Below are 13,473 nucleotides of genomic sequence, written 5' to 3' on the forward strand. Positions count from 1 at the left end.
AGTTAAAACATTTGTAGCTGCCGCTTCGCTTTCGCACAGTTAAAACATTTGTAGCTGCCGCTTCGCTTTCGCACAGTTAAAACATTTGTAGCTGCCGCTTCGCTTTCGCACAGTTAAAACATTTGTAGCTGCCGCTTCGCTTTCGCACAGTTAAAACATTTGTAGCTGCCGCTTCACTTTCGCACAGTTAAAACATTTGTAGCTGCCGCTTCGCTTTTACACAGAATAAAGCTTCCTGGGCATTTTCCAAATTACAATGTTTAAAAATGTCATCACTAACTCTTAGTAGTGAATCTGAATTTTTAAAAAATTTTAACTTGTGCATAAAAGGGGGTTCGTATAAAATAGAAACAAACGTTCTTGATTGGGAGAGGGAAAATGACTACATTAAATCAATTACAGTTAGTAGTATACGAAGAAAATGATATTCCAGGATTAATTGCCCTATCTGACTCTGTCGGGTGGGATTACGATGAATTTGAAATTAGAACAGTGATGAAGTCAGGTGAAATATTTGGGTATAAAAATGCTGAGGGAGAAATTGTTTCAAGTGCGGCCATTATCGCATATGATTCAAATATAGCTTCCATAGGCATGGTTATTGTGCATGAAAATTACAGAGGGCTTGGCCTTGGGAAATTAGCTATTCAAAAATGTATTGAAAGTGTTTCAGAACATACGGTAATTATGCTCGTCGCAACGGATGAGGGTGAACCGTTATATAAGAAAATGGGCTTTGCCACTGTTGATTATGTACATAAATATCTGAATAACAACTATTTTAGTGACAAAAACCTAGCTTGTAACGAGTATACGATTGAAGATTTCTATGAGCAAAATTTTGCCGATATTGTCACCTTAGATGCAGCGGCCTTTGGAGTTAAAAGAAGTAATTTTCTACAGAATAGAATAATACAATCGAAGCAATGTATCGTTATGAAAGATTCTCATGGGAAAATTATAGGCTTTGGATTGTCCATTTTAGGCCCACTCAATCTAATTTTAGGCCCTATTATTGCGCCTGATTCTCTAACAGCTAGTCTCATCATTAATACTTTAGCTAGGGATCATAATGGAAAGTTAAGAATTGATGTACCATCCGGTCAAGCTGAATTTATAAAATGGTTAGAGCAAAGTGGTTTTACAGAGGCAAAAAAACCTCCAGTGATGATTCTGCATGCTGAAAAAATGCCGATTAGAAATGATACACTATTTGCTATAGCTGCACAAATTTTTGGATAAAACATATAAACTAAGTGAGCACACGTTATATTGGGTGTGCTTTTTTGTAATTAAAGGATTTTAACGGAAGTGTGGAGAATAAATGTAATTAAAGGGGGAGATGTTTTTGTTTCCAATTTTAGAGACCGAAAGACTTATTTTAAGAGAGCTGACGCAGGATGATGCGCAAAGCCTTTTCAATTGTTTTTCTAATGAAGAAGTCACACGCTATTACGGACAAGAACCATTTATAGAGTTACAGCAAGCAGAAGATTTAGTGGACTTATTTTCAAAGAACTTTGCTGCAAAAAGAGGAATAAGATGGGGCATTGAAAGAAAGGGAGAAAAGGGTATAATCGGGACAATTGGTTTTCATGCCTGGTCGCCTATACATAGACGAGCAGAAATCGGTTATGAAATTCATCCTGATTATTGGCGAAAAGGATATACGCAAGAAGCAGTTACCGAAATTGTGTCGTATGGCTTTCAAAATATGGGGCTAACTCGCATAGGTGCTGTTGTATTTATTGAAAATGAAGCCTCCAATAAGCTGCTAACTAAAATAGGCTTTCAAAAGGAAGGAATTCTTAGAGATTATATGTACCAAAATGGGCTGGCACACGATACATTTGTCTACTCCATTTTAAACAGTGTTTAAGGAATCACTTCTTCTACCTCGCAATTCGGCAAAAGTGAAGAAGTTAACTAGGGAGACAAACGTCCCGTAAAAGCCTGATTCATTCAATTAATAATAAGTGGGAATGAGGAAAACCTTGCTGATTAAAGTCCCGCTTTATTAATAATAATTCTATTAACTTATGGATATATATTTTCTTTATTGATATGCATTTTATTGGAAAATGAATAATGACTAAGATGTGGTTTTGTGTTTGCTTTTTTCGGTTATAGTGCTAATAAAGGCATCGTTATTAGTAGTGAAAAAGTAACAGTAAGGGGCTTTGTTTGAATGGAGATACAATATAGCACAGCTTATTTTGAAAAGTTGGATTTACTTGAAATTTTATATGCAGGGCAGGCAGCGTTAAAAGAAGCTCTACCTACACATGTCAGTAAAAGTCATTTGGAACGCTTTGAACAAATAGAAGCAGCCATTGCTAAGCTAAATAAGGAAATTCGAATACTTGAGCTAAACATTATCCAGTCCGTAAAATAAAAAAACTCATGCAAAAAGTAATGAATTGCATGAGTTTTTTTGTTGGAATAGTAGCTTTTTGTCAAGGATGAAGTGTTTTTAAGGATGTTCTGTAATGTTTTGATAAAGATAACTTATAATGATTTATAATTAACATTGATTTTACTTATGTATCTAAGAAATGTAAAATTGTGTTAGCAAGAATATCCAGAAAGATTGGTACTAAAAACAGAAAGAGTGATGAAGATGGGAATTGATTTTCACAATAAGGACAATCAAACTACTTATACAACTCGGCATGCTGACCATTCATGGATTGAAACAATGAAAGAACTTGTCCCTATCACGAGTATTAATAAGGCTGCAGATATTGGCTGTGGGGGAGGAATTTACGCTAAAGCATTAGCCGATATGGGAGTAACTTCTGTGATCGGTGTGGATTTTTCAGAGGCTATGATCGTAGGGGCAAGAGAAAATTGTAAACAATATCATCATATAACTTTCAAGCAAGGAAATGCATTGGCGACAGGCTTAGATGATGACAACTTTCAGTTAGTACTGGAACGAGCTTTAATACATCATATCCAAGATGTAAAGGTTTGTTTTCAAGAGGCATATAGAATTTTAGAGGGTGAAGGGGTCTACATTATCCAAGATCGGACACCAGAAGATTGTCTTCTCAAGGGAGATGACTGCCATATTAGGGGCTATTTCTTTGAACGTTTCCCAAAATTAAAGGAACAAGAAATTAAACGCAGACATAGTAGTGAGGTAGTCATTGAAACTCTTAAGGAAATTGGTTTTAGTGAAATCACCGAAATGAAATTATGGGAAACAAGAAATGTGTATGAACTGAAAGAGCAATTGTTAAATGATTTACGGGAAAGAACAGGTAGAAGTATTTTACACGAATTAGACGATGAAGAATTAAATGATTTAGTAAAATACATTGATCAGGCTATTTCAACTGAGAATTCTATAGTGGAAAAGGATAGATGGACTATATGGAAAGCTATGAAATGATTATAAAAAAGGATTCTTTCTGATGAACTATCCGACGTTAAAGTAGCTCAATCAGCTATCCATCGATTCGATAAAAAGAAGCTCTCGTTCGTTTTTCAAACGAGAGTTTTTATCTTATTATTCGCCAACTAATGCGAGCATGAACTTGTCTCGATCCGCTTCCTCCTGCATTTTATTTTCGACGAGCATTGCACCGTATCTCACATTTGTCATATCTCGATCAACTAAAAACTGAACATTCACTTTTACAGCTTTTTTATTGATAGGACAATCTCCTTTAAATTCTACAACGTCCTGCCCTTTTTGAGTTTTAAAATATACCCAATATGGATTTTTACAAGTGTTGGCAAAGCCAGATTCTAACGTTTTATTACTATTTTCGAATGAATAGTTTTTAACATATGTAATATATTCATTATCTGTAATGTCCTTTTGTGGACCGTAAAAATACCAGAATACCCCTAGAATCCCGATTGGCACAATCCACAGAATGTTCCTTTTGCTTAATTTCCCCATATTTTAAAGCCCCCTTTATGAGAATATTTTATCATTTTTATACTGATTTTTGCTAGCTTACAATAATATTTTCTAGTCTAAGAATTATTATTGTAGATTTGTCGTTTTGTTTGTTGTTTGTTGATAAATGGTTTTTTTATTTCAAAATATTTATAGGAAACTATGAGGCTAATAATGACGTCATTTATGAGCGTATGTAGGTATTCCACTGGGATTATGGTGTTTGAGCATTGATCACCTGAAAAGACAGTACTTGTTACATGATAAAATGAACACCTAGAAATTAAATGCAAGGAGATTTACTAAATGAATTATGGATTATTTCAATGGATTAATGATATAGCGGGGCGCTATCCTTTACTGGATAAAGGGATGATTTTCATCACCGATAGCGTTCCTTATGTCGTAATCGTATTTATGTTATTTTTATGGTTTACTGCAAACAAAGAAAAAAGGGTAGAAAAACAATATACTGCTATATACATTGTCTTTACATGTTTACTTGGATTGGGTCTAAACGCACTCATTCACATGTTCTCCTATCATGCAAGACCATTCATCACATATAGTGTTCATCAATTAGTACCGCATGCTAATGATTCTTCGTTTGTAAGCGATCATTCCGTATTAGTATTCGCTGTAGCATGCACGTTGCTTTTACGAAAAGACTCGTGGAAGTATCCTGTTTTGGTATGGGCTATCCTAGTAGGTATTTCCCGTATCTATGTCGGCGTTCATTACCCAGCGGACGTGATTGGCGGAGCCCTTCTGTCATTTGGGGCAAGTTTAGTCATTATTAAGTCTTCTAAAAAATTGGAGCCGGTCGTACAAATTCTATTCAATATTTATAATAGACTAACGAAACGAATTCCTTTTTTAGCAAAATTCAGCCATTAAGATTTGTGACAGGAAATTTAATAAATCAAAGTTCGAGAGTCACATTTTAATGTGGCTCTTTATTTTGTCCAAAATTTTACTTTATTTGATGGATGTGAAAACCTTATGGATAAATGGAATTGTTAAATTTAGTGTTATTGGACTTCAAATGTACTATATATTTTATATAACAGTTGGGTATTTTGGTGTATTATGGGGAATGGTGTTGAAATATTATGTAAGGAGTGTTTATTATGGCACGTAAAAATAATGCTGATAAAGAGGCAATCTTAGTAGAGTGCTTCGACGTATTAAAAGTGAATTTGGAAAAACATAATAGGAAAATTTCGGATATTATTTGTGGAGTATCAGTATTTAATGTTGATTTAGCTGTAGAAATGTGGAGATATGTACTTCAAAATGCACAAACATTTATCAAAGAAGATGGATATTGGTATACAGGTAGTATAATCGACGATATTAGACGGAATGCTGGTCATGAAAAAATAATAGATATCTTTAAAGAAAATGATGATATTGTTGAGGTTTGTTTTGGTATCTCAAGTGATGTATATACTTATTCAGCTGCAGATTTAATTCCATTTGGTGAGGTTGAATTAGCTGATCGAATATTAGAATTAATAAAGTCAAATGAATATAAGAAAGATTACCCAAGTTTTGCAAGTTATTTAGAGGAAGCGTGTGATTCTTTTGTTAGCGATTTTGAAGAGATTCATTCTTTTGATGAAGAGTGGGGCAATCAAGAGGAACATGACAGAAAAGTAAAACTTGCTAGTCAAGGTAGTAATATGCTTTTTAAATGGATGAAAACTATTTCAGATAGGGAAGATTTAGCTCGTCTGAACGTGACGATGATAGATTATCTATAACTCGTTATAAAACAAAATTGAACAATAAGTTCCTAAACCGTTTTTGCTTTTTATTTGTCATGGTTCCGATAGCAAAAAAGAATACTTATTTAATATAAGCGAGAGACAAATCCTTCCAATTGCAAATTAGGAGGATTTTTTAGTCTCTCATAAATATTTAATTTCATAGATTGACAATTTTTAATAAAGTCGAACTAAACTTTACATTAATTTGCTTATATGTTAGATTACTCAATAAGAATTTAACAAAAGGAGGTGTAAGCAATGTTAACTGTTTTTAGAATTCTATTCGGTAAAAACGTAAAAATTGGAGATGGTTTAGCGGACAAAGGGAGTAGTCTGTCCTTTTTTAAGCTATACATCCATATAAAAACAGTAATCGGCGCTTACCCTCTATGGCAAATAAATGCCAAAGCAATGACTTAGAGTCCTTGTTATTTATTTGAGGATATTTTATTTAAAGTTAGCACCGGAAATTTTAGCGGTGCTTTTTTGCGTTCGTTTTTAAGGGATAGACAACTCCTTTCTACTTACTCCTATAAAAATAGAGAGTCTTATGGAAGGACGAGAGAGATGCAATTAAAGCTAAACAATAAGTATGAAAGAATGAAAGATTTTTTAAAGAAACACAATTATCCTGATTTTAGAATGAAGCAACTATTGACGGCCATTTTTAAAGAAAGAATAAATAAATTCAACGAAATGAATGTACTTCCAAAATCGTTAAGAGCAGTTTTAGTTCAGCAATTTGGCGAGTCTATTTTAGATGTTGTTCCTTTAAAAGAACAACATTCTGAGCAAGTCACTAAAATATTATTTGGCATTTCAGGAAATGAAAAAATAGAAACGGTCACTATGAAATATAAAGCTGGGTGGGAATCATTTTGTATATCTTCTCAATGCGGATGTAATTTTGGGTGTAAATTTTGCGCAACAGGTGACATTGGGTTAAAAAGGAATTTGACCTCAGATGAAATAACGGACCAAATCCTTCATTTTTACTTACAAGGTCAATCTATTGATAGTATTTCTTTTATGGGGATGGGTGAAGCGTTAGCCAATGTACAAGTTTTTGATGCCTTAGATGTACTTACTGATCCTACGCTGTTTGCTTTAAGCCCTCGTAGAATATCTATTTCAACAATTGGTATTATCCCAAGTATAAAAAAAATGACGCTGAATTATCCGCAAGTTAATTTGACGTTTTCGTTACATTCTCCTTTTAATGAACAACGGAGTAAATTAATGCCGATTAATGATAAATATCCATTAGTAGATGTAATGGATACATTAGATGAGCATATTCGAACAACATCAAGAAAAGTATATATCGCTTATATTTTATTACCTGGTGTGAATGATTCGATTAACCATGCGAAAGAAATAGTAAATTTATTAAAAGGTCGATATAAAGAGGGACGTTTATATCATGTGAATTTAATCAGATATAACCCAACCGTCAGTTCTCCTTTACGATTTGGAGAAGTTGATGAAGGTCATGTTGAGACTTTTTATAAAAAATTAAAATCCTCCGGTATTAATGTGACCATTAGAAGTCAATTTGGCATTGATATTGATGCTGCTTGTGGTCAATTGTATGGTAATTATCAAAAGAGCAATAAACAGTAATTTGAAATGAAGATGATACAGAATTGTATTTCATAAAAAAATTTGGTAAAATAAAAATACAAATTATGAGAGGACTGATGAATGGACGATGATTAACTAAACTATATTTTTATTTGAAATGAACAACTTCAAACTTCAAATTACAAAATATAGGATTAGTCTGTCCATTTTTATAAATCAGTTTACGTTTTATTTGTCATGGTTCCAATGACGAAAAAGAACACTTATTTAATATAAGTGAAAGACTAATCCTTCCAAATACTAATTGGGAGGATTTTTTATGCTCTCATAAACATTAACCTCTTTCAGTAAAACATCCGCTGAAAGAAGTTAAAGCCCTCGGACGTAATTATGCCGAGGCATAATTGATTTAAAAAAGGGGAGAGGGAAATGAGCGATTCAGATACAATTGTTACGCATGTAATGCTCCGTACAAGTCGTTAATATCCATCAAACTTATGCGGAGAAATTTAGAATGGATGGATATGCCGACTTTGTATAAAAAGTAAAAAGTGTTGAATACAAAGGAGGAATTATCATGTCAATGATACAAGTTCAAAATTTAACTTTTTCTTATCCAAGCAGCTTTGACAATATTTTTGAAAATGTAAGCTTTCAAATAGATACGGATTGGAAACTTGGATTTATCGGTAGAAATGGACGAGGAAAAACAACATTCTTTAATTTATTATTAGGGAATTATGAGTATAGTGGGAAAATCAATTCTTCGGTCGAATTTAATTATTTCCCTTATCCAGTTTCGGATAAAAGCAAGTATACGCATGAGATCATGGAAGAAATTTGCCCCCAAGCAGAGGATTGGGAAATTCTTCGTGAAATATCCTATTTAGACGTTGATGCCGAGGTCATGTATCGACCTTTTCATACATTATCAAATGGAGAACAGACAAAGGTGTTGCTTGCTGCACTTTTTTTAACGGAGGGTCAATTTTTATTAATTGATGAGCCAACCAACCATCTAGATACGGAAGCGCGAAAGATGGTTTCTGAATATTTAAGGAAGAAAAAAGGATTTATTTTAATTTCACATGACCGAAACTTTTTAGATGGCTGTGTTGATCATATTTTATCTATAAATAGGGCAAATATTGAAGTTCAAAGTGGTAACTATTCTTCTTGGAAGCTGAACTTTGATCGACAGCAGGAACACGAAGAGGCAACTAATGAGCGTCTACAAAAAGACATAGGGCGATTAAAACAGTCTTCAAAGCGTACATCCGGTTGGTCTAATCAAGTGGAAGCTTCCAAAAATGGGACAACGAATTCAGGCTCAAAGTTAGATAAAGGTTTTGTAGGGCATAAAGCAGCGAAGATGATGAAGAGAGCAAAAAACCTTGAATCAAGGCAACAAAAAGCTATTGAGGAAAAGTCAAAACTGCTAAAAAATGTGGAAAAAACCGAGTCATTAAAATTAGAATCATTGGCGTTTCATTCAAATGAATTGATTGTTTTGGCTGACGTGTCTGTTCAGTACGATAACCAAATAGTGAATAAGCCCATTAGCTTTAAACTTGAACAAGGTGACCGAATTGTGCTTGATGGAAAAAATGGAAGCGGAAAAAGTAGTATCCTCAAACTTATTCATGGAGATCCGATACAGCATACTGGCTCGATGTATGCAGGTTCTGGCCTCATTATTTCCTATGTCCAACAAGATACTTCTCATTTGAAGGGAATGTTATCGGACTTTATTGAAGAGCATGGGATTGATGAAACGTTATTTAAATCCATCCTACGTAAGATGGACTTTGATCGAATTCAATTTGAGAAAGATATTTCTCATTATTCAGGTGGACAAAAGAAAAAGCTGCTTATCGCCAAAAGTTTATGTGAAAAAGCGCATATCTATATTTGGGATGAACCGTTGAATTTTATTGATATTTATTCACGCATGCAGATTGAAGAGCTGATTCAAAAATTTAATCCGACAATGGTGTTTGTTGAGCATGATCAAGCATTTCAACAAACAGTTGCAACAAAAACGATAACGCTGTAAAAGATAATATGAAAGCTAAAACCTTCTAAAGAAGAATCCATTTTGATCAATCTTTTCAAAATGGATTCTTTTATTTATTGCCAACTATCGGTTACCCCTTTCATTGATAAGAAAGGGTTTGTGTATATATATGCAATTACACGTAATAGTTTATGGACATCGAAGTAAAGATTAAAACGAAGTAACGGCATAAAATTATCACATCAATAACTATGAATATTAATAACATACAGACCTTTTCCAAATCATACGATTCTTTTTAAGTTTTTTTGTAATATTTTGTTATCAACGCGTCTATCGTATTAATAATCGTGCGCGTGTGATACAAGATACGAAATATTCTTATACACTTTTACCTATTTCGATGGTTTATATTGCCATATAGGTCTTTAGACAGTTGAGTCATTTCCGTCTTTCCTATAATATGTAATAGTAATTGAAAGTGATAATCATTATCAATTGTTTTTGGCAACACATTTGTTTCTATTCACTTCTTATCATCAGTCTTTCTAATTAGGGAGACTAATTTTTTTATCAATGAGTGATAATCATTATCATTTGGTAAGGAGAAGGCTTTGTGAAAGGATGATTAATTACATGCAACAGATAGCTAAACAGATTGCAGAAAATGCAACGTTTCAGGCGTTTATGAATTGTTATATACGAGAGGTGAGTAGCGGACATTGGGTCAGAAAGGAGGAGTGGATAAAAGAACAGCGACTATCTATCTTGATTACAGAGGCACATATGTTAGAGATTGAGTTGCCGATCCAAAACACACGTTTTGCATTTGGCATGGAATACAAATCTCTTGTTGGAAGACATTTATTTGGTGTTTCGTTGAAGTATTGTGCGAAACAAAAACAATGGCTTGTTGAAGATAAATTAACGATACTCATCACACTCATTCAGGAACTACATTTTATGGCTAAGGCGGATGGATGTCTTGGACTTTCTTCTCATTTTGATGAACTCATTCTTCGCATAATAGAGAGCTATCAAACGATGGCAAATTATATTGAAAAGAGTTTGGAAGGTAAGAAACAAAATGGAGGTAACTGTACGTTTATTGAAGCTGAGCAGTCTCTCTTACTTGGACATTGGCTTCATCCGACACCAAAAAGCAGACAAGGGATGGCAGATTGGCAACAAACGAGTTTTGCTCCAGAGTTACAAGGTTCTTTCCAACTTCACTATTTTCGTGTCGACCGTAAAATTGTGAAAGAGTCTTCTGTATTAGAAAAAAGTGCAAGTGAACTCATTACTCAGTCTTTAACAAAATCACAACCTGATTTTGTTAGGTCAGAGAAGCAATGCCTCATTCCGATGCACCCGCTTCAAGCACAGTGGCTTTTGCAGCAACAGTATGTAAATGAAGCGATTGCTGAAGGATTGATAAAATACGAAGGTGCGCTTGGGGCATTTTATACAGCAACCTCTTCAATTAGAACGGTATATAGCTCAAATGAAGAAATGATGTATAAGTTTTCAATTCCTGTAAAAATAACGAATTCATTGAGAGTAAATAGAACGCATGAACTAAAAGCTGGAATTGTTATGGCTCGGTTAATGAATAAGATTGATTTCTTACAGAACCATCCATCTTTCCGGATGATTGATGACCCAGCCTATATGACTGTAGAGTTCCCAAATCAGGCGGAGTCAGGGTTTGAGGTTATTTTTCGCTCAAACGTATTTCCTAAAGGACATGATGAAGGAATATGCATGATCGCTACTCTTGTGCAGGAGCCCTTGCCAAATGAACAATCAAAACTGTGTCAACTCATTACGAAAATCTCTCAATCAGAATTCCGCTCTTTAGAGAGTGTAAGTTTAGATTGGTTTAAAGTCTATTGGAAATGTTCAATTGAATCATTATTAAGATTATACGATGAGCATGGGATAGCTCTCGAAGCACACCAGCAAAATAGTCTGTTAAACATTTCTTCTGGTTATCCAACTACTTATTATTATCGTGATAACCAAGGTTATTACTTATCAAAAACATATAAAGAAGTACTTCTTTCAATAGAGCCTTCTTTGCATGAAACAGCTGAGCTATTTTACGAAGATGCCCTTATTCATGATAGATTTACATATTATTTGTTTATGAATCAACTGTTTCCCATTATTTCCCGGTTTGGAGCAGATCAGCTAATCGATGAAAAAATTCTTTTGAAGTGGTCTATCGATCAATTGCACTTATTAGAAAAAGAATTTACAGGTTTCGGGAAGGCATTTGTTCGTAACATTTTAAAACAAGAAGAGCTTGCGTTCAAAGCAAATTTATTAACAAGGTTTCATGATGTAGATGAACTAGAAGCCGAACTTGAACAAGCGGTATACACGAAAATTCCAAATCCGTTTGTTCTTCAGCATGAGGAGGCAGAATATGCAGCAACTACAGCCTTTAGCTTCTAAACAAGGAGTACTACGTGTAAGGCGGCAACTTGTAGAGGCAATGATTTTTGAAGGACTAATCAAGTATGAAGAAACATTTCTAGATAAATGGACTTCAATTTTTACTCTTGTCGGACAGAAGTGCACCTATCGTTGTGAAGGGAGAAGAATGGCATTTGATCGCATCCGTATAAAGGGGGATAGTATTTTTCTAGTAGGAAAAGATGAAACGTTACTAGAAGCAACACTTGAGGATCTAGTAGATGAATTACTTTCGACTCGTAAAGACAAAGTTCGGTTACTGAAAGAACTTCATTTGACGAGTAAGCTATGTGAATGGAATGATCATCATCTCCAAATGCCGATGTCGAGAAGAAATTCGAGCTATGAGGAAATAGAATCAGAAATCATTGAAGGACATCCATATCATCCTTGTTTTAAATCAAGAACCGGTTTTACGATCGACGACCATAAAAACTATGGCCCTGAGGCAAAGCAATCTTTTACCCTTCAATGGGTTGCAGTGAGAAGATGCTACGTACGAATTTCTGTTCTTGAAGAGGAAGAGAACTTTTGGAAAAGAGAGCTAGGGCATTTGCTGTGGGGAGACCTTCTTGCAACGCTTGCGGTATTCGATGGAACATTTGAAGAATATACGTTTTTACCTGTTCATCCTTGGCAATGGCATAACATGAAACATGAACTAGCTAGATTAATGGAGCAAAAAGATCTAATACCTCTAAATGTGAAAGGAGATTACTATAGGGCAACTCAATCAGTTCGAACATTATGGAATTTTTCAAATCCAAAAAAGGCGCAATTAAAATGCTCGATGAATATGGTGAATACCTCTTCATTACGAAAGTTGCATTCTCATGCTGTTTGTGCCGCTCCTCAAATTTCAGCATGGCTTAAACGGGTGATTCAATTAGACGACTATTTACAAAAGGAAGCGTCTCTTATTGTATTGGAAGAATATGCAGGGATTATTTTTGAACCGAATCCCAAAAAACATAGCAGCAAACTAGAAGGTCAGCTTGGCTCAATATGGCGAGAAAGTGTGCGCACGTATATGAAGGATGAAGAGGAAGCGGTACCGTTTACGGTACTAATGATGATGGAGTTAGATGGGCGTCCATATATTGATGATTGGCTTTGCCGATATGGAACGGAGGAGTGGGTAAAACGCTTGATTGAAGTGAGTGTTATTCCGGTGTGGCACTTGCTTGTCGCTCACGGTATTGCTGTTGAGGCACATGCGCAAAATATGATTTTATTACATCAAAATGGGTGGCCAACTCGAGTTGTACTGAGGGATTTCCACGACAGTATTGAATATATGGAAGAATTCATTGCAGACAGTAGCCTCATTCCAGACTTTGAAACGATACACGAACGTTTTCAAGATGCACCTGTCGATCATTATTATTGGATGTCTTCTGTAGAGGCTTTACGAGAGTTAGCTATGGATACACTATTCGTGTTTCATTTAAGTGAACTATCTTATTTGCTAGAAGAGCAGTATGGATTTGCAGAAACATGTTTTTGGAGTCAAGTTAAGAACGGACTTCAGAAGCACTTTGAACGCTTCCCATCATTATGCTCAAGAAATGAACAGCTTCAGCATACTAACACACATATTTATGTTGAATCTTTGCTAACAAAGAAAGTTCAAAATCAAGAAGAAGGTATTTTTCGACATATCGTCAACAATACGTTGGCGCAAGCGGATGAAAAGGGGAAATGAT

The 13,473-nt window shown here is 34.7% G+C and carries 12 protein-coding genes; 11 read left to right on the forward strand and 1 reads right to left on the reverse strand.

Annotated elements, in window-relative coordinates; all coding sequences use genetic code 11:
- Positions 1 to 378: 378 nt before the first annotated feature.
- The 4 genes from AC3WSO_RS10415 (at position 379) to AC3WSO_RS10430 (ending at position 3,397) form a co-directional block, all read left to right on the forward strand.
- Positions 379 to 1,242, forward strand: coding sequence for a GNAT family N-acetyltransferase (locus tag AC3WSO_RS10415; protein ID WP_492530545.1), 864 nt, complete (start codon positions 379 to 381; stop codon positions 1,240 to 1,242).
- A gap of 106 nt (positions 1,243 to 1,348) precedes the next feature.
- Positions 1,349 to 1,879 (forward strand): GNAT family N-acetyltransferase, encoded by a 531-nt coding sequence (locus AC3WSO_RS10420; protein WP_492530547.1) that lies wholly within the window; start codon positions 1,349 to 1,351, stop codon positions 1,877 to 1,879.
- A gap of 309 nt (positions 1,880 to 2,188) precedes the next feature.
- Positions 2,189 to 2,395, forward strand: coding sequence for a hypothetical protein (locus AC3WSO_RS10425; RefSeq protein ID WP_492530549.1), 207 nt, complete (start codon positions 2,189 to 2,191; stop codon positions 2,393 to 2,395).
- Positions 2,396 to 2,620: 225 nt separating this feature from the next.
- The gene (locus AC3WSO_RS10430) at positions 2,621 to 3,397 is read left to right on the forward strand and encodes a class I SAM-dependent methyltransferase (RefSeq protein WP_492530551.1); all 777 of its coding nucleotides are present in this window, start codon (positions 2,621 to 2,623) and stop codon (positions 3,395 to 3,397) included.
- Positions 3,398 to 3,514: 117 nt separating this feature from the next.
- Here the strand turns inward: AC3WSO_RS10430 and AC3WSO_RS10435 are convergent, their stop codons facing one another.
- Positions 3,515 to 3,913 (reverse strand): glucosamine 6-phosphate synthetase, encoded by a 399-nt coding sequence (locus AC3WSO_RS10435; protein ID WP_492530552.1) that lies wholly within the window; start codon positions 3,911 to 3,913, stop codon positions 3,515 to 3,517.
- A 306-nt stretch (positions 3,914 to 4,219) separates the two neighbouring features.
- Here AC3WSO_RS10435 and AC3WSO_RS10440 point away from each other — a divergent pair, with 306 nt between their 5' ends.
- The 7 genes from AC3WSO_RS10440 to AC3WSO_RS10470 all read left to right on the forward strand — a co-directional run bounded on the left by AC3WSO_RS10440 (position 4,220) and on the right by AC3WSO_RS10470 (position 13,472).
- Positions 4,220 to 4,810: an undecaprenyl-diphosphatase gene (locus AC3WSO_RS10440; RefSeq protein ID WP_492530553.1), complete on the forward strand. Its 591-nt coding sequence runs from the start codon at positions 4,220 to 4,222 to the stop codon at positions 4,808 to 4,810.
- 233 nt (positions 4,811 to 5,043) lie between these two features.
- Positions 5,044 to 5,679: a hypothetical protein gene (locus AC3WSO_RS10445; protein WP_492530555.1), complete on the forward strand. Its 636-nt coding sequence runs from the start codon at positions 5,044 to 5,046 to the stop codon at positions 5,677 to 5,679.
- A gap of 264 nt (positions 5,680 to 5,943) precedes the next feature.
- Complete coding sequence (locus AC3WSO_RS10450; RefSeq protein WP_492530556.1) at positions 5,944 to 6,105, forward strand: hypothetical protein; 162 nt, start codon at positions 5,944 to 5,946, stop codon at positions 6,103 to 6,105.
- Positions 6,106 to 6,252: 147 nt separating this feature from the next.
- Positions 6,253 to 7,308 carry a Cfr family 23S rRNA (adenine(2503)-C(8))-methyltransferase gene (locus tag AC3WSO_RS10455; RefSeq protein ID WP_492530558.1) on the forward strand — a complete coding sequence of 352 codons (1,056 nt, stop codon included), beginning with the start codon at positions 6,253 to 6,255 and terminating at the stop codon, positions 7,306 to 7,308.
- Positions 7,309 to 7,846: 538 nt separating this feature from the next.
- Positions 7,847 to 9,325, forward strand: coding sequence for an Lsa family ABC-F type ribosomal protection protein (locus AC3WSO_RS10460; RefSeq protein WP_492530559.1), 1,479 nt, complete (start codon positions 7,847 to 7,849; stop codon positions 9,323 to 9,325).
- Between the two features lie 597 nt (positions 9,326 to 9,922).
- A complete protein-coding gene (locus tag AC3WSO_RS10465; protein ID WP_492530561.1) occupies positions 9,923 to 11,746 on the forward strand; it encodes an IucA/IucC family protein in 1,824 nt (607 codons plus the stop codon).
- Positions 11,718 to 13,472: an IucA/IucC family protein gene (locus AC3WSO_RS10470; RefSeq protein ID WP_492530563.1), complete on the forward strand. Its 1,755-nt coding sequence runs from the start codon at positions 11,718 to 11,720 to the stop codon at positions 13,470 to 13,472. Before AC3WSO_RS10465 ends, AC3WSO_RS10470 begins: the two co-directional genes overlap by 29 nt.
- Position 13,473: the final 1 nt, after the last annotated feature.

It is taken from the genome of Lysinibacillus sp. EB106-09-02-XG168 (genome assembly GCF_058791475.1).